Origin of the sequence: Pseudoclavibacter sp. JSM 162008 (assembly GCF_041366455.1) — a bacterium.
Lineage (GTDB): Bacteria > Actinomycetota > Actinomycetes > Actinomycetales > Microbacteriaceae > Pseudoclavibacter.
In genome coordinates, this window is sequence record NZ_JBEWYX010000001.1 from 68,932 (window position 1) to 84,890 (window position 15,959).

The 15,959-nt window shown below is 68.6% G+C and carries 15 protein-coding genes; 6 read left to right on the forward strand and 9 right to left on the reverse strand.

All coding sequences use genetic code 11. The features are described from left to right. Window positions 1–21: 21 nt before the first annotated feature. Window positions 22–576 (reverse strand): TetR/AcrR family transcriptional regulator, encoded by a 555-nt coding sequence (locus ABVF28_RS00345; RefSeq protein WP_179555964.1) that lies wholly within the window; start codon window positions 574–576, stop codon window positions 22–24. A gap of 54 nt (window positions 577–630) precedes the next feature. On the opposite strand from ABVF28_RS00345, the gene ABVF28_RS00350 reads away from it, so the two are divergent. Together ABVF28_RS00350 and ABVF28_RS00355 are read left to right on the forward strand one after the other, a co-directional pair. Beyond that, window positions 631–2,151 (forward strand): MFS transporter, encoded by a 1,521-nt coding sequence (locus tag ABVF28_RS00350; protein WP_371029060.1) that lies wholly within the window; start codon window positions 631–633, stop codon window positions 2,149–2,151. 332 nt (window positions 2,152–2,483) lie between these two features. Next, window positions 2,484–3,512 carry an ATP-dependent 6-phosphofructokinase gene (locus ABVF28_RS00355; RefSeq protein WP_104251579.1) on the forward strand — a complete coding sequence of 343 codons (1,029 nt, stop codon included), beginning with the start codon at window positions 2,484–2,486 and terminating at the stop codon, window positions 3,510–3,512. A 79-nt stretch (window positions 3,513–3,591) separates the two neighbouring features. Here ABVF28_RS00355 and ABVF28_RS00360 read toward each other — a convergent pair whose 3' ends face one another. Genes ABVF28_RS00360 through purS form a run of 3 tightly spaced genes read right to left on the reverse strand, consistent with a single transcriptional unit; the run spans window position 3,592 to window position 5,192 of the window. Then, on the reverse strand, window positions 3,592–4,128 hold the full coding sequence (locus ABVF28_RS00360; RefSeq protein WP_179555966.1) for a DUF3817 domain-containing protein: 537 nt from the start codon (window positions 4,126–4,128) through the stop codon (window positions 3,592–3,594). A gap of 3 nt (window positions 4,129–4,131) precedes the next feature. Continuing rightward, window positions 4,132–4,836 carry a phosphoribosylformylglycinamidine synthase subunit PurQ gene (gene purQ / locus ABVF28_RS00365; RefSeq protein WP_371029061.1) on the reverse strand — a complete coding sequence of 235 codons (705 nt, stop codon included), beginning with the start codon at window positions 4,834–4,836 and terminating at the stop codon, window positions 4,132–4,134. Next, window positions 4,833–5,192, reverse strand: a complete 360-nt coding sequence (gene purS, locus ABVF28_RS00370) for a phosphoribosylformylglycinamidine synthase subunit PurS (RefSeq protein WP_371029062.1) — start codon at window positions 5,190–5,192, stop codon at window positions 4,833–4,835. The genes purQ and purS overlap by 4 nt, the downstream gene beginning before the upstream one ends. Before the next feature lie 165 nt (window positions 5,193–5,357). Here purS and ABVF28_RS00375 point away from each other — a divergent pair, with 165 nt between their 5' ends. From ABVF28_RS00375 to ABVF28_RS00385, 3 genes are all read left to right on the forward strand, one after another. Continuing rightward, window positions 5,358–6,764 carry an AI-2E family transporter gene (locus tag ABVF28_RS00375; protein WP_371029063.1) on the forward strand — a complete coding sequence of 469 codons (1,407 nt, stop codon included), beginning with the start codon at window positions 5,358–5,360 and terminating at the stop codon, window positions 6,762–6,764. After that, window positions 6,764–7,618 carry a hypothetical protein gene (locus ABVF28_RS00380; RefSeq protein ID WP_371029064.1) on the forward strand — a complete coding sequence of 285 codons (855 nt, stop codon included), beginning with the start codon at window positions 6,764–6,766 and terminating at the stop codon, window positions 7,616–7,618. The genes ABVF28_RS00375 and ABVF28_RS00380 overlap by 1 nt, the downstream gene beginning before the upstream one ends. A gap of 281 nt (window positions 7,619–7,899) precedes the next feature. After that, window positions 7,900–9,012 carry a transaldolase family protein gene (locus ABVF28_RS00385; protein ID WP_371029065.1) on the forward strand — a complete coding sequence of 371 codons (1,113 nt, stop codon included), beginning with the start codon at window positions 7,900–7,902 and terminating at the stop codon, window positions 9,010–9,012. 191 nt (window positions 9,013–9,203) lie between these two features. Here the strand turns inward: ABVF28_RS00385 and ABVF28_RS00390 are convergent, their stop codons facing one another. Next, window positions 9,204–9,869, reverse strand: a complete 666-nt coding sequence (locus tag ABVF28_RS00390; RefSeq protein ID WP_371029066.1) for a TetR/AcrR family transcriptional regulator — start codon at window positions 9,867–9,869, stop codon at window positions 9,204–9,206. Window positions 9,870–9,961: 92 nt separating this feature from the next. On the opposite strand from ABVF28_RS00390, the gene ABVF28_RS00395 reads away from it, so the two are divergent. Continuing rightward, entirely contained in the window at window positions 9,962–11,446 is a 1,485-nt protein-coding gene (locus ABVF28_RS00395; RefSeq protein ID WP_371029067.1) for an MFS transporter, read from the forward strand. Window positions 11,447–11,515: 69 nt separating this feature from the next. Here the strand turns inward: ABVF28_RS00395 and ABVF28_RS00400 are convergent, their stop codons facing one another. The 4 genes from ABVF28_RS00400 to purD form a co-directional block, all read right to left on the reverse strand. Next, window positions 11,516–11,818, reverse strand: a complete 303-nt coding sequence (locus tag ABVF28_RS00400; RefSeq protein ID WP_179555970.1) for a DUF1905 domain-containing protein — start codon at window positions 11,816–11,818, stop codon at window positions 11,516–11,518. Window positions 11,819–11,875: 57 nt separating this feature from the next. Then, a complete protein-coding gene (locus ABVF28_RS00405; RefSeq protein ID WP_371029068.1) occupies window positions 11,876–13,408 on the reverse strand; it encodes a SulP family inorganic anion transporter in 1,533 nt (510 codons plus the stop codon). Window positions 13,409–13,588: 180 nt separating this feature from the next. Then, window positions 13,589–14,482, reverse strand: coding sequence for a phosphoribosylaminoimidazolesuccinocarboxamide synthase (locus ABVF28_RS00410; RefSeq protein ID WP_371029069.1), 894 nt, complete (start codon window positions 14,480–14,482; stop codon window positions 13,589–13,591). Then, window positions 14,479–15,762 (reverse strand): phosphoribosylamine--glycine ligase, encoded by a 1,284-nt coding sequence (gene purD, locus ABVF28_RS00415; protein WP_371029070.1) that lies wholly within the window; start codon window positions 15,760–15,762, stop codon window positions 14,479–14,481. Before purD ends, ABVF28_RS00410 begins: the two co-directional genes overlap by 4 nt. Between the last annotated feature and the right edge of the window lie 197 nt (window positions 15,763–15,959).

Sequence of the window (15,959 nt, forward strand, 5' to 3'; positions counted from 1 at the left end):
AGCTTGGTCAGGTGAACGTCGTTACTCGTCGAGGAGGTCGAGGAGCGTGCGGATGATCGCCTCGCGCTCCCCGTCGCTCGGGAGCAGCTTCGCGGCTTCGGGGAGGCTCTCGCGCGACTCGCTCACGAACGACGTCGAATGGTAGAGGCCGTCGCCGAGGAGCTTCGTCATGTGGGCGACGAGTGGGCTGCCGGTCGATTCGAGGATCGCGTCGTGCCACGAGCGCTCCAGCTCGAGCACGGCTCGGGTCGCGCCCTGGTTGCCGTTGCGGGAGAGGTTCATGACGGCGAGCCAGGCGGTGTCGAGCTCGTCGCCCACGGAGCTGCTCATCTCGATGAAGTGGCGGACGGTGGTCGCGGCGTCGCCGTGCAGCTGGTCGGCGCTTGCTCGTGCCATGCCGGTGAAGCGCTCGATGAGCGCATCCGCCAGCGCCTCCTTCGAGGGGAAGTGGTAGATGAGTCCGCCCTTGGAGACGCCCGCGATGCGGGCGACGGCGTCGAGGGTGGTCGCGGCGACGCCCACGGTGGTCAGTGACTCCTCGTAGGCGTCGAGGATCTTCTCTCTGGCGGAGCTCATGGCCGACATCTTACAGTTGCCAGCTATACCGGCTGGTCGGTATAGTCCTCTTCCATGACCACACTGATCGAACAGCGCGCAGGCCGGAAGGAATGGCTCGGCCTCGCTGTGCTGATGCTCCCCGTCCTCCTCGTGTCGATCGACAACACGGTCCTGAGCTTCGCCCTTCCCTACATCGCGCTCGACCTCCAGCCGAGCGCCGCGATGCAGCTCTGGATCATCGACATCTACCCGCTTGTGCTCGCGGGCCTCCTCGTCACGATGGGCTCCTTCGGCGACCGCATCGGCCGCCGCAAGCTGCTGCTCATCGGCTCGACGGGATTCGCGCTCGTCTCCGTGCTCGCGGCCTTCTCCGTCTCTGCCGAGATGCTGCTGCTCTCGCGCCTGCTGCTCGGTGTCTTCGGCGCCATGATCATGCCGTGCACGCTCTCGCTGCTGCGCGGCATGTTCCACGACCGCGCTCAGCGCCGCCTCGCCATCGCCATCTGGGCGACGGGCTTCTCGGCGGGCACCGCCATCGGGCCGATCGTCGGCGGCGTGCTCCTCGAGCACTTCCACTGGGGTTCCGTCTTCCTCATCGCGGTGCCGTTCCTGCTGCCGCTGCTCGTCTTCGCGCCGCTGCTCGTCACCGAGTCGCGCGACCCGAACCCGGGCCCCATCGATGTTCCCGCGATCCTGCTCTCCATGGTTGCGCTCGCGCCCGTCGTCTTCGCCATCAAGCACACGGCGACCGACGGCCTCGACCTCATCTCGGTGGGCTCGCTCCTGGTCGGCCTGCTGTCTGGTTGGCTGTTCGTGCGTCGACTCCTGAAGCAGGAGAATCCGATCCTCGACATGCGTCTGTTCGCGGTGCCCGCCTTCACCGGCTCGGTGCTCGTGAACCTCGTGAGCGTCGTCGCGCTCGTGGGTCTGCTCTTCTTCCTGTCGCAGCACCTCCAGCTCATCCTCGGACTCACGCCGCTGCAGGCTGGCCTCATGCTGCTGCCCGGGACGGTCATGATGATCGTCGCCGGCCTCCTCATCGTGCGAGTCGTGCGCCGCGTGAAGGTGCATATCGCTATGGCGTTCGGCCTCGGCCTCGCGTTTCTCGCCTACCTGTCGCTGGCGATCACGGGCGGCTCGGCTCCGCTGTGGATGCTCGTGGCCGCGTTCACGCTGCTCGCGGCGGGAATCGCGATCGCTGAGACGCTCTCGAACGATGTCATCATCGCGAGTGTCCCGCCGGCGAAGGCCGGCGCGGCGTCTGCCGTCTCGGAGACGGCCTACGAGGTGGGCGCGGTGCTCGGCACGAGCGTCCTCGGTGGTGTCCTGACGTCCAGCTACCGCTCCGGCATGGTCGTCCCGGAAGGGGTGACCGCCGAGCAGGCGGATGCGGCGCGGGAGACCCTGGCCGGTGCCGTGAACGTCTCGAACGAGCTCGAGGCGGGCGGCATGGCGCCGCAGGCGCAGACGCTCCTCGACTCCGCGTTCCACGCCTTCGATGCGGGCAGCACCGTCACGTCGGCGGTCGGTGCCGTGCTCATGGTCGGCGCGATCTTCCTCGCGCTGCGCATGGTCAGCAAGACACCCGCGTAGTCGGCGTCGCCGGCAGCTGTCGCTCGCATCGCGCGGCCCTCGGCGGGTCGTAGGGCTGTGCTGCCAGTCAGGGTGACGTGAGCCCCGAACCGGGCTTCGGGCTCCAGATTCGGAGCCCCACGTCACCCTGACCGGCAGCGCGTGCGTGGCAGACCGACCCACATCGTCGCTCGTCAGAAATCGCGCGAGACACCCGGACCCGGTACTGTCGCTGTCGAGCCGTCTTCCAACGCAGGAATCCGCTTCTGCACTGAATCCGTTCCGCAGTGGGTGGGCTACTCGACCGTGATGGCTGTTTGCGTGTATTGCCACACCCAGAGGAGAACCAACGCATGAAGATCGGACTGCTGACCAGCGGCGGCGACTGCCCAGGACTCAACGCTGTCATTCGTGGCAGCGTGCTCCACGGCATCAAGACCTATGACAACGAGTTCGTGGGCTTCCGCGACGGCTGGCGTGGCGTCATCGAGGGTGACGTCATGGATCTTCCTCGCACGAAGGTGCGTGGCCTCGCAAAGCAGGGCGGCACGATCCTCGGCACCTCGCGCACGAACCCGTTCGATGGCCCCAACGGCGGTCCCGAGAACATCGCCGTCATGATGGAGCGCCACTCGGTGGATGCGCTTATCGCGATCGGCGGAGAGGGCACGCTGGCCGGCGCCAAGCGTCTCGCTGACGCCGGCATCCCAGTGGTCGGCGTGCCGAAGACCATCGACAACGACCTCCAGGCCACCGACTACACGTTCGGCTTCGACACGGCCGTGCAGATCGCGACGGACGCCATGGACCGCCTCCGCACGACCGGTGAGTCGCATCACCGCGTCATGGTGGCTGAGGTGATGGGCCGCAACGTCGGCTGGATCGCGTTGCACTCCGGCATGGCGGCTGGCGCGCACGCCGTGCTCATCCCGGAGCAGAAGGTGCCGATGACGCAGGTCGCGGAGTGGGTTTCCGAGGTGCACCAGCGTGGCCGCTCGCCGCTCGTCGTGGTTGCCGAGGGCTTCATCCCCGAGGGCATGGACGAGGTGCTCTCGCAGGGCACCGAGGTCTCCGGTCGGCCCCTTCTCGGCGGAGTCGGCGACTACGTGACCGCTGAGCTGGAGAAGCTGACGGGCATCGAGACGCGCAACACGACGCTCGGCCACATCCAGCGTGGTGGCGCGCCGACGGGGTTCGACCGCGTGCTCGCGACCCGTTTCGGCCAGTACGCCGTCGACATGGTCAACGGCAAGCAGTGGGGCAACATGGTCGCGCTGCGCGGCACCGAGATGCAGACGGTCGCCTTCGAGGAGGCCCTCGACGGCCTCAAGACCGTCCCCCAGGACCGCTGGGACCAGGCGAAGATCTTCTTCGGCCGCTAAGCTGTCGGGTCGCTGACCCGAGATGCACGAAGAGGGCGGATGCAGGTGCCTCCGCCCTCTTCGTGCACGCGCAGGGTGCTCAGTGGGCGCCGGTGGGTCCGACGAGGGCGCCGCTGAGGGAGCCGGTCAGGATGACGACGGCGAGCACGATGACGGCCGCGCTCATGGTGATCGGCCGGTCAACGAACCAGCGGACGATGCGCTGCAGCGAGAAGCCCTTGGATGGAGCGTCTCGCCAGCCGCCCTCGAGGGCGCCCCGGCGCTCAGCCCACCAGTCGTAGACGAGCGTCGCGAACGGCGGGATGGCCGCGAACCAGCCGAGCCCGAACATCCACCACGGCCAGCGCTGGTTGATGCCGACGAACGCCGTCACGACCAGGTAGACCATGAACATGGCGCCGTGCAGCGAGCCGCCGACGGACACGAGCAGGTCGGTGGTCTGCGTGACGTACTTGAGGAACATGCCGGTGAGCAGCAGGGCCCACGTGATGGCCTCGCCGATCGAGACCGCCCGCAGCAGGACGCGCGGGGTGAGGCGCCGGCCGTCGGTGGGGGTCGTCGATCCGGTCGCCGTGGCCTGCGCCGTGCGCCCGGCCGTCGTGCTCGCTTCTGACACCGTCTAGACGCGCGCGAGCAGCGCCTCGACGGCGCTGCGGAAGATCGGGAGGCCGTCGAGGCCGGATGCCATGTGGGTCGCTGTGTCCGGTCCGAAGCCGAGCTCGACCGCGTGCTCGGGGTGCGGCATGAGGCCGACCACGTTGCCGCGTTCGTTCGTGAGGCCCGCGATGTTGTTGCGTGAGCCGTTCGGGTTGACGTCGACGTAGCGGAACGCGACCTGGCCCTCGCCCTCGATGCGAGCGAGCGTCTCGTCGTCGGCGATGAACCCGCCCTCGCCGTTCTTCAGCGGGATGGTGATCTCGGCGTTCTTCTCGTACGCGTTGGTCCACGCGGTCTCGTTGTTCTCGACGCGCAGCACCTGGTCGCGGCACACGAACTTGCCGTGGTCGTTGCGGATGAGCCCACCGGGCAGCAGGTGCGCCTCGGTCAGCATCTGGAAGCCGTTGCAGATGCCGAGCACGGGGAGGCCCGCGTTGGCGGCCGTGATGACCTCGGCCATGATCGGCGAGTGGCTGGCGATCGCGCCTGCGCGCAGGTAGTCGCCGTAGCTGAAGCCGCCGGGGAGGATGATGGCGTCGACGCCGTGCAGGTCGTGCTCGCCGTGCCAGAGGGCGACGGCTTCACCGCCCGCGAGGCGCACGGCGCGCTGGGCGTCGCGATCGTCGAGCGAACCCGGGAACGTGATGACGCCGACGCGGGGGCTCATGAAGCGGAGCCCTTCGACTGGACCTCGGCCGCGATGACCGATGAGAGGGAAGCCTCGGTGTCGGCGGCGACCGCGTCGTCAGCGTCGTCGTCGGCCGACTCGGCGCCGTCTGGCAGGACGTCGATCGAGATGACGTCCTCGATGACCCCGTTGGCGAGCAGCTCGTCGGCGACCTGCGAGATCTCCTCCATGAGCTCTGCCGTGACTTCGCGGTCGGTGGTGATCTCGAAGCGCTTGCCCACGCGCACGTCGTGCAGGTGGTCCTTGCCGAGGCGCGAGAGGGCGCCGGCGACGGCCTTGCCCTGCGGGTCGAGGAGTTCCTGCTTTGGCATGACGATGACGACGATCTTGGGCATCGGGAGCGGCTCCGATCGGTGGAGGAAAGAGACGCCCCCAGCTTACCGTCAGGCGCGGATGCGCGAGGCTCGTCCAGAATGTCGGTGCACACGCATAGCCTTGACCCACATTCTCGGCCGTTGGCATCCCCGCCGGCCGCTATCGCTGACATCTCGGGAGCATCCATGCGCGACAAGCTCAAGCGCCTCTTCGGCGGCGGCAAGCGGGCGGGGCGTCCCGCGCCAGTGCTGCCCGCGCCGTCCGCGTCCTCCGTCGCGGCGCAGCTGGCGGCGCAGTCGTCGCCTGTCGAGCACCTCGATGCTCCGGCGCGAGATGAGGTCATGGTCGGCGGCAACGCGGTCCAGGCATACGCGCCAGACGATGGCGAGGGCCGCGGCCGGCGCCCGACGAGCGTCGGCGTCATGTGGACCGACCAGCTGGGTCGCGTCGCGACGCGGGCGCTGCAGGGGCTCGTCATCGTCGCTGCCGCCACCCTGCTCATCTTCGCTGGACTGCAGGTCACGATCGTCGTCATCCCGGTGCTGCTGGCGCTCATCGTGTCGGCCGCCGCGTGGCCGATCATCCGATTCCTCACGTCGAAGAAGTGGCCGCCGGCGCTCGCGACCATCACCGTGCTGCTGGCCATCATCGTCTTCCTCGGCGGCGCGCTCACGATGGTCGTGCTGCTCGTGCGCAACCAGTGGTCGGAGCTGTCGGAGCAGGCGGTCCAGGGGTTCAACCAAGCCATCGAGTGGGTGAACGCGACCTTCCCGATCACGATCAACCAGGACCAGATCAACGAGTGGCTGGGCCAGGCGCAGGACTTCATCTTCACGAGCCAGTTCGGCAACGCCGCCGCGAGTGGGCTCACCGCCGGCATCTCCGGTGTCACCACGTTCATCACGAGCGGCGTGCTCTTCGTCGTCATCCTGTTCTTCTTCATGAAAGACGGCCCCCTCATCTGGGGCTTCCTGACGAAGCCGCTCAAGGGTGCGAACAAGCGCCGCGCGCGACTCATGGGGTCCCGCGCTGTGGAGGTCATGGGCGGGTACGTGCGAGGCACGGTCATCGTGGCCCTCGTGGATGCGGTGTTCATCGGCATCGGGCTCGCCATCGTCGGCGTCCCCCTCGCCTTCCCGCTGGCCGTGCTCGTGTTCATCCTCGCGTTCATCCCGATCGTGGGCGCGACGCTGGCCGGCATCCTCGCAGCGCTCGTGGCGCTCGTCACGAACGGGCTCGTTCCGGCCATCGTGGTCGTCGGCATCGTCGTGCTCGTCAATCAGCTCGAGGGCAACTTCCTCCAGCCGGTCGTGCTCGGCAAGTCGCTCAAGCTGCACGAGCTCGTCGTGCTCATCGCGCTGACGGTCGGCACGATCCTCGGTGGCATCGTCGGGACCCTGCTCGCGGTGCCCGTCGCGGCCGTCAGCTGGGCTCTCATCCGCGCCTGGTACGAGCCCCTCGAGAAGCTGCAGGAAGACGAAGCCCTGCCTGATGACATGCGAACCAGGCTGCCCTGGCGCAAGAACCTCGACGAAGACGACGCCCCGGCCGGCGCCTCCTCAGGCGCCAAGGGCTCGAGCATCGACGTCTGATGTTCGCAGGGCTGATCCGGGGGATCCGGGAGAAGGGCGTCCTCGCCGAGCTCAGTTCGGCAGGCATCGCCGTGGCCGTGCTCGTCGGCGTCTGGACTCTCTCCACGATCTCGGACGTCTCGCAGTTCCCGTACGACGCATCCACGTGGTCGTACGTGGGCATGGGGGCTCCCGCGCTCCTCGGCATCTGGCTGAGCGTCGAGCTCCTCGGTCTGCCTGACGCCGAGGATCGGCCGCTGCTCGGGCGCTTCATGGTGCGCACGATGGTGGTCGGGCCGTTGCTCTTCACGGCCGCCTGGCTGCTCGGCACCCTGCTCCTCCTGGTGCTGACGCTCACGGGCGGCATCGTGCCGGAGCTGAACGAGACGGACGGGCCCGTCACCGAGGTACTGCTCAACGCCTTCCTGACGTGGCTGGTCGGCGTCGCAGCGGTGCTCCTCGGGGCCTTGCTCGGGCTGGTGTTCATCGTGCTTCCCGTCCTCTCCTGGCGTGACCCCGCGAGGGCGGCCGCGATCAACGCCGAGACCGCCCCGAAGGGCGACCTGGCCCGTGCGCGGCTCGAGCGGCTGACCTTCTCGGGCATGCTCGCCCTCATCTTCCTGGCGCCGGCCCTCTGGGTCTTCGGTGAGGACAACGCCAAGGCGAGGAGCGCCCCTGAGGCGTTCGTCAACGTGTGGCGTGCCGTCGTCGACTTCGAGCCGTCCTGGTGGGACCGGTACCTCTGGGACATCGTCTGGGTTCTCGGGATGCTCAGTGCGCTGCTGCTCGTCGCGCTGGTCGTCATCATCGTCCGACAGCGGTCGAAGCACGGCTCATCGTCCAAGGGCCGCGGTTCGAAGGCCGGCGGAGAGTAGCTCAGCACACATCGGTCGCTGCCCGGGCCACCACGAATCGAGCGCACGCGCGGAGGCACTCTCGGTGGGCGGCCATCCTCGCTGCGCCGACATCTGGCGACGGTAATACCTGTTGTGATAATGTCAGGACATATGCGGCAGGCGGGTAGCGATCGGCACGGGCTCGAGGAAGAGCATCCGCGTCGTCGATGGCTCGCGAGGCTCAGCGCCCCGGACCTCGGGGAGCGTGGCTGCCGCGGCACCGGCGAACCCGGCCAACAGCCACCGATGAGGAGAACAGCATGACCCTGCTCGAAACAGCGCCTTCCAACGACAACGGCACCCCGGCGACGGAGCTCGCACCCCTCGCCTGGGCCGCGCAGAACACGCAGACCGCCCTCTGGAACGACTCGGCGGACCCGGAGGAGCTCACGAAGTCCATCGAGTTCGGGGCTGTCGGTGCGACCTGCAACCCGGTCATCGCGTTCGCGGCGATCAAGAAGCGTCCCGATGTCTGGGGTCCGCGCATCAAGGAGATCGCCGCGCAGAACCCCACCTGGGGCGAATCGGAGATCGGCTGGCAGGCCGTGCGTGACCTCTCGATCAACGCGGCCCGACTCCTCGAATCCGAGTTCGAGCGCAGCGGGGGCCGCAACGGCCGCCTCTCGATCCAGACCGACCCGCGCCTGCACCGCAACGCCGCAGCCCTCGCCGACCAGGCCGAGGAGTTCTCGAACCTCGCGAAGAATATCATCGTCAAGATCCCCGCAACGAAGACGGGCATCGAGGCGATGGAGGAGGCCGCCTACCGCGGCGTCAGCATCAATGCGACCCTCAGCTTCACCGTGCCGCAGGCTGTTGCCGTCGGCGCCGCGCTCGAGCGGGCGCTCGACCGCCGTGCGGCCGATGGTCTCCCCGAGCAGGAGTTCGGCCACGTGGTCACGATCATGGGCGGACGTCTCGACGACTGGCTCAAGAAGTGGACGACCGCGAACCGCATCCTCGTCACCCCCGGCATCCTGGAGTGGGCAGGCGTCGCGGCACTCAAGCGCGCGCACGCCGTGTTCCAGGAGCGCGGCTACCGCAGCCGCGTGCTGTCGGCGGCCTTCCGCAACCAGCTGCAGTGGTCCGAGCTCGTCGGCGGCGACGTCGTCGTCTCGCCGCCGTTCGACTGGCAGGCCCGCATCAACGAGAACAACATCGCCGTCTCCGAGCGCATCCACGTGCCCGTCGATGCCGCGATCCTCGAGGAGCTGGGCACGCTCAGCGAGTTCCGCCGCGCTTACGAGGTCGACGGCATGGCTCCGGAGGAGTTCGAGGACTTCGGGGCGGCACGCAACACGCTCCGCCAGTTCCTCGATGCGGACGCACAGCTCGACGCCCTCGTGCGCGAGATCCTGGTGCCCGCCGCCTAAGGTGCCCACGGCGGCTATCCGCCACCATCCGCTTCCTGAACTGAGCTCGGCCGCGTCGCGTCGCGACACCCGGAGCGCGCCGAGCTCATCCCGCCTGCTGCTCAATCAGCGTGGCGGCGCAGGGGAGGGGCCGTAGTTTTCTCGCGAGGAAAGCCGACGGGCCCTCCCCTTTTCGCGTGCCCGCGCCCACGTCAGTGCGCGGGGGTCCCGCGGTGGGCGGCGGGCAGCACGACGTTGTCGATGATGCCGACGAAAAAGTCCCGGTCCGGTGACTGCCGGAGGATGAGCGTTCGGAATGCGGCCATCGCCGGCGCAATCATGCTGAGGGTGTCCAGCTCGACATCGGCGGCGATCTCGCCGCGCTCGATGGCGCGCTCGAAGAGCACGCGGTTGGCGGCGGCGCGGGGAGCGACGATCGCCGCGTGCGCTGCGGCGGCCATCTCCGGGTCGCGCGCGATCATCGAGACGACACCGGTCATGACGTTGAGCTTGCGCTCGGCGTCGCGGATGTTCGGGGGGCGAACCATGGCGATGAGGTCGCCGCGCAGGGTGCCCGTGTCGGGGAGTGCCTCGAGGTCGAGGTCCTTCGACTTCATGCAGGCGACTGCGTCGAGCACGAGGTCCGACTTCGAGGCCCAGCGCCGGTACAGCGTGGCCTTGCCGGCCTTCGCTCGGGTTGCGACCATGTCGATCGTCATGCCGTCGTATCCGGTCTCGGCGAGCACATCCAGTGCCGCCTCGAGGATGTCGGTGTCGCGCGTGTGGTCGCGCTTGCGTCCGAGCCGCGGCTTCCCGGCTGTCTCGTCTGGTGTCGCCGGTGCTGCGGGGGAGCTGTCGGCGAGGTGTGTCTTCGTCATCGAAACCGCCTCTCGTCGCTGCACAGACTAGCCGTGCACATTACGGAACTCAGTGTATCCGAAACGGCTCAGTCTCGGATATGGTGATGCGCATGCCTGAAACCTCTGCACTCGCGACGGATCGTCGCCGCTGGTTGACGCTGGTCGTCGTCGGTCTCGCCCAGCTGATGGTCGTGCTCGACGCGACCGTCGTCAACATCGCCCTGCCGTCCGCGCAAGCGGACCTCGGGTTCTCCGATGGCCAGCGCCAGTGGATCATCACGGCCTACTCGCTCGCCTTCGGCAGCCTCCTGCTCCTCGGAGGCCGCCTCTCCGACCTCATGGGTCGCAAGCGCACGTTTGTCATCGGGCTCATCGGCTTCGCGGTCGCCTCCGCCCTCGGCGGCGCTGCCCCGTCCTTCGAGCTGCTCGTCGCAGCCCGCGCCCTGCAGGGTGTCTTCGGCGCGCTGCTCGCGCCGACGGCCCTTGCCGTCCTCACGACGACCTTCACGATCCCCAAGGAGCGCGCCAGGGCCTTCGGCGTCTTCGGCGCGATCGCTGGCGCGGGCGGAGCAGTCGGTCTGCTCCTCGGCGGCGTGCTCACGGAGGCGTTCGACTGGCGCTGGAACCTCTACATCAACGTCGCGATTGCTGCCGTCGCGCTGGTCGGCGCCTTCGTCTTCGTGCCGTCGATCGCCCGCACCGGTCCACGCCCGAAGCTCGACATCCCGGGAACGCTGCTGGTCTCCGCCGGCCTCTTCGCGCTTGTCTACGGCTTCTCGCACGCCGAGACCGACGGGTGGGATTCGCCGCTCACGTGGGGCATGCTCGCCGGCGCGGTTGTGTTCCTCGCCGGGTTCGTGGTCTGGCAGACTCGCGCCGGGCACCCGCTGTTTCCCCTGCACATCGTCCGCGACCGCAACCGCGGCGCCGCCTACCTGTCGGTCATGATCGCGGGCGCCGGCATGTTCGGCGTCTTCCTCTTCGTCACGTACTACCTGCAGCTCACGCTCGGCTACTCGCCCATTCAGACGGGGTTCGCGTTCCTGCCTATGATCGCGATGCTCGTGCTCGCCGCACAGCTGGGCACGAACATCTTCGTTCCACGGTTCGGCCCGAAGGTGCTCGTCCCGATCGGCATGACGATCGCCGCGAGCGGCATGGTCTGGCTCACGTTCCTGGATGCGACGAGCTCGTACGCGGCGCACGTCATGCCGCCGCTCATGATGATCGGCTTCGCGATGGGGACGATCATGCCCGCGTCGATGCAGACGGCCACGCTCGGCGTCGACCGCGAGTTCGCCGGGGTCGCGTCGGCGATGGTCAACACGAGCCAGCAGGTTGGCGGTTCGGTGGGCACCGCACTGCTCAACACGCTCGCCGCGACGGCCGCCACCGACTACCTGCTCGAGCATGGCCGGGATGCGGTCGGCGACGCCATGATCGCCAGCTACGCCGCCGCCTACTGGTGGGGCGCGGGCTTCTTCGCGCTCGGTGCTGTCGTCTCCGCGTTGCTGTTCCGCCGCCGGAACCAGGGACTCTCGCTCAGTCGGGAGATCGAGGCGGAAGAGGCCGCAGAGCCGACCCTCGCCCACTAGACGTGCGGCCGCCGGTCTGGGCTTCCGTGTCCATGCCGCGCGTCCGGGCGCATGCTCAAGCGTCGCGGGTCACCGCTCCTGCAGGTCGACGAGACGCACCTTGCCGACCACCGGCGCATCCAGCTCGAGCCCCTCGGCCTCGCGCACGGCCTTCTTGATGGGCAGGATGTAGGCGTCGTCGCTCGGGAAGATCGATGTGCGCCACGTGGAACCGCCGACGGTCGCCTCGACCCGCACCGAGCCGAAGCCGTGCGTGAAGCGCTCTGTGGCGGCCGCGATCTTGTCGGACGCGTCCTCGCTGAGGCTCACGAACGTCCACAGCTCACGCCGCTTGTCCCAGCGCCACAGGGGATTCGAGAACGAGAACTCCATGCGACCATGATCGCGCACGAGAGAGGTCGCGGCGAGCTCCGCGACGTGGGTGGGGGGCTAGTGCTCGCCGCCCGGCAGCACGTCGCGCATCCGCTGCAGGCGGGTCTCGCTCTCAGCGTTCAAGCCGACGACCTCCACGGTGGCGCCGTGCCTCTCGTACTTCTCGATGACGGCATCAAGAGCTGCGACGGTCGACGCATCCCAGACGTGCGCCGCACTCAGGTCGATGACCACCCGTGCCGGATCGGACGCGTAGTCGAACTGCGCGTACAGATCGTTCGACGACGCGAAGAACAGCTGGCCCGTCACCGCGTACGAGGCGAGCGCACCGTCGTCCGACAGGGTCCGCCGCACCTCGACGACGTGTGCGACACGACGCGCGAAGAGCAGCACGGCGCACAGCACGCCCGCCCCGACGCCGATCGCGAGGTTGTGCGTCGCGACCGTCGCGACGACCGTCACGAGCATGACCGCGGTCTCGCTGAGCGGCATCCCGCGCAGCGTCGACGGGCGAATCGAGTGCCAGTCGAACGTCGCCCAGCACACGAAGATCATGACGGCGACAAGCGCCGCCATGGGGATGAGCGCCACAACGTCGCCCAGCAGCACGACCAGGAGCAGCAGGAAGACCCCGGCGAGGAACGTCGAGATGCGCGTGCGCGCGCCGGACGCCTTCACATTGATCATCGTCTGCCCGATCATCGCGCAGCCGCCCATGCCGCCGAAGAACGCGGTGATGACGTTCGCTGCACCCTGCCCCCACGCCTCGCGGGTCTTGCTGGAACGCGTATCCGTGATGTCGTCGACGAGCTTCGCCGTCATGAGCGATTCGAGCAGCCCGACGAATGCCATGGCCAACGCAAACGGGAAGACGATCTGCAGCGTCTCCAACGTGAGCGGCACATCCGGCACGAAGAACCCCGGCAGGGTGCTCGGCAGCTCGCCCTTGTCGCCCACCGTGGGAACGCTGAGCGACGCGAGCACCGTGATGAGCGTGAGCACCACGATCGCGACCAGCGGAGCAGGCACGACGGTCGTCAGTCGGGGAAGCCCGAACACGATGATGAGGGCCAGCAGGGTGAGCGGATACACGAGCCACGGCACCCCGAGCAGCTCGGGCACCTGCGCCAGGAACACGAGAATCGCGAGCGCGTTCACGAACCCGACCATCACCTGGCGCGGGATGAACCGCATGAGCTTCGCAACCCCGATCACGGCGAGCAGCACCTGCAGCACACCGGCGAGGAGCACCGCGGCGATGAGGTAGTCGAGCCCGTGCGAGGCCATGAGCGGCGCGATCACGAGCGCGACGGCGCCCGTCGCCGCCGAGATCATGGCGGGCCGGCCGCCCAGGACGGCGATCGAGACGGCCATCGTGAACGAGGCGAAGAGACCCACCCGGGGGTCCACTCCCGCGATGACCGAGAACGCGATCGCCTCGGGAATCAGCGCGAGCGCCACGACCAGGCCGCCGAGCACCTCCACCTTGAGCAGGCGAGGTGATCGCAGCGTTCGGAGCACCGACTGCCGCTGCTCGGGAGTGATGGCCGTGACGGCGGACACCGGTGCGGATGGGGCAGAGGGAGGCACAGCGGATCCAGTCTCGAGGGTGAGGAAGCAGGAGGACCCGCGAGCCCATGAGCGGCAGCGGACTTCCAGGGCGGTGTCGAGGTCGTTCAGACCGCGGAATGACGACCATAGGTCCGCTACGCGCGCCGAGCAAGGGGCGCGCTCGTCCGGACGGCACTGGCCTCGGCGTCCGAGACGTGGCTAGGCGCCGACTCCGAGGCGGTCGAAGAGCTCCGCGTAGCGAGCCTGGGTGCGCTCGATGACCTCGGCCGGAAGCGCGGGCGGTTCACCCTGCTTGTCCCAGTTCGAGGACAGCCAGTCACGGACGATCTGCTTGTCGAACGACGACAGCCGCTGCTTCAGCGGCAGCGTGGTGTCGGCGTACAGCTTCGCGTCCCAGTAGCGTGACGAGTCGCTCGTGAGCACCTCGTCACCGATCGTGATCTCGCCGTTGGCGGGGTTGCGTCCGAACTCGAACTTCGTGTCGGCCAAGATGACGCCGCGCGCCTCGGCGACCGCGGACGCCTCGCGGAACACCCGCAGCGACAGGTCACGCAGCGCGACTGCATCGTCGAGGCCCACGAGCTCGATCATCTTCTCGAAGCTGATGTTCTCGTCATGCTCACCCTGGGGCGCCTTGTAGGCGGGCGTGAAGATCGGGGCCGGGAGCCGGTCGCCGTCCTCGAGCCCCGTCGGCAGGGCGATCCCGCACACTGTGCCGTGTTCGCGGTACTCGATGAGCCCCGAACCGGTCAGGTAGCCGCGCACGACGCACTCGACGGGGAACATCTCCAACCGCACGACGCGCATCGATCGGGCAGCGGTGTCGGCGGGCAGCGATGCATCCCATCCCGACGGCTCGCGCAGGTGGTTCGGCACCGCGATGCGGTCGAACCACCAGCGGCTCAACGCCGTGAGTCGAGCGCCCTTCCCGGGAATGCCGGGGGAGAGGATGTGGTCGAATGCGCTCACGCGGTCGCTCGCGACCACCAGCAGCACGCGGTCGTTGGCCAGTGATTCGTACACTTCGCGCACCTTGCCGGACGAGACGTGCGACCACCCTTCGAGCGTGGGAGTCAGCGCGGCGTCGGTCACGACTGCTGCTCGCGGGCCGCGAGCTCGGCGATGTCTGCGCGGTACTGCGCGCCGTCGACGTGGATGCGCGAGAGCCCCTGGTACGCGAACGCGCGAGCCTCGGCGATGGTCGCGCCGGTTCCGACGACGTTGAGGATGCGGCCTCCGCTTGTCACGAGCGTGTCGTCGTCGCGTTGGGTCGTGGCCGCCTGCAGCACCTTCACGTTCGGCTCAGCCAGCGCATCCTGAACACCCGTGATGGTGCGGCCGGACTGCACGTCCTCCGGGTAGCCCTCGCTCGCGAGCACGATCGTGACCGCCGCGTTGTCGGCGATCGCGAGCTCCGCTGGCAGATGTCCGAGGGTGCCGGTCGCCGACGCGTACAGCAGCTCGGAGAGCGGCTGGGCGAGGCGCTCGAGCACGGCCTGCGTCTCGGGGTCACCGAAGCGCGCGTTGAACTCGATGACGCGGATGCCGGCGCTCGTCACGATGAGTCCGCAGTAGAGGAGCCCCGCGAACGGCGTTCCGGAGGCCCGCATCTCGTCGACGACGGGCTTCGCGACCTGGTCGACGATGAGCTTCGAGAAGGCGCGCTCGCCGCCGAAGCGGTCGCCCAGGAACGGGACGGGCGTGTACGCGCCCATGCCGCCCGTGTTCGGGCCACCGTCGCCGGCAAGGAGGCGCTTGAAGTCCTGCGCGGGCGGGAGCGCCCGGACGTTGACCCCATCGGAGAAGACGAACTGCGAGACCTCCTGGCCGTCGAGGAACTCCTCGACCAGCACGGGGCCAGCGGCAAGCCAGTGCTCGGCGTGGATGAGCGCGTCCTCGCGGCTCTCCGTCACCATGACACCCTTGCCGGACGCGAGGCCGTCGGCCTTCACGACGTACGGAGCGCCGAACTCGTCGATCGCCGCGGCCGCCTCGTCGAGCGTCGTCGCGAGGCGCGCGCCGCCCGTCGGGACGCCGGCGCGGGACATGACGTCCTTCGCGAAGGTCTTCGAGCCCTCGATCTCGGCGGCGGCCTTCGACGGGCCGAACACGGGGATACCGGCGTCGCGCAGCGCGTCGGCGACACCCGCGACGAGTGGCGCCTCCGGTCCGATGACGACGAGGTCGAAGCCCTCGTCCTTGGCGAACTCCGTCACGAGCGACGGGTTGTTCACATCGAGTCTGATCACCTCAGACTCGTCGGCGATACCCGGATTGCCCGGGGCCGTGACGATCGAGTGTGCGCGCTCGCTGTGGAGGGCGGCAACAATTGCGTGCTCGCGGGCACCGGATCCGAGGACGAGAATTCTCACCGCACCAGCCTAACCGGGGACGACGTCTCCCGCTTCCGCGTGAACGCAGATGACCGGTCGGTGACACCGGCGGCGCTTCTGCCTGCGCCTCGTCGCGCACCGGTCGCCAGCTTCGGTGACTGGTTCCTCGGATCACGGCGTCCGCCGAACGGAAACGCCGAAGAGTCACCGAAGTTGGCAGCCCGCCCCGGCGAGGT

What these genes read in the sequence shown, in the direction of transcription:
- ABVF28_RS00345 (WP_179555964.1), bottom strand. Translation starts at nt 576, where the DNA reads ATGAGCTCCGCCAGAGAGAAGATCCTCGACGCCTACGAGGAGTCACTG.
- ABVF28_RS00350 (WP_371029060.1), top strand. Translation starts at nt 631, where the DNA reads ATGACCACACTGATCGAACAGCGCGCAGGCCGGAAGGAATGGCTCGGC.
- ABVF28_RS00355 (WP_104251579.1), top strand. Translation starts at nt 2,484, where the DNA reads ATGAAGATCGGACTGCTGACCAGCGGCGGCGACTGCCCAGGACTCAAC.
- purQ (WP_371029061.1), bottom strand. Translation starts at nt 4,836, where the DNA reads ATGAGCCCCCGCGTCGGCGTCATCACGTTCCCGGGTTCGCTCGACGAT.
- purS (WP_371029062.1), bottom strand. Translation starts at nt 5,192, where the DNA reads ATGCCCAAGATCGTCGTCATCGTCATGCCAAAGCAGGAACTCCTCGAC.
- ABVF28_RS00375 (WP_371029063.1), top strand. Translation starts at nt 5,358, where the DNA reads ATGCGCGACAAGCTCAAGCGCCTCTTCGGCGGCGGCAAGCGGGCGGGG.
- ABVF28_RS00380 (WP_371029064.1), top strand. Translation starts at nt 6,764, where the DNA reads ATGTTCGCAGGGCTGATCCGGGGGATCCGGGAGAAGGGCGTCCTCGCC.
- ABVF28_RS00385 (WP_371029065.1), top strand. Translation starts at nt 7,900, where the DNA reads ATGACCCTGCTCGAAACAGCGCCTTCCAACGACAACGGCACCCCGGCG.
- ABVF28_RS00390 (WP_371029066.1), bottom strand. Translation starts at nt 9,869, where the DNA reads ATGACGAAGACACACCTCGCCGACAGCTCCCCCGCAGCACCGGCGACA.
- ABVF28_RS00395 (WP_371029067.1), top strand. Translation starts at nt 9,962, where the DNA reads ATGCCTGAAACCTCTGCACTCGCGACGGATCGTCGCCGCTGGTTGACG.
- ABVF28_RS00400 (WP_179555970.1), bottom strand. Translation starts at nt 11,818, where the DNA reads ATGGAGTTCTCGTTCTCGAATCCCCTGTGGCGCTGGGACAAGCGGCGT.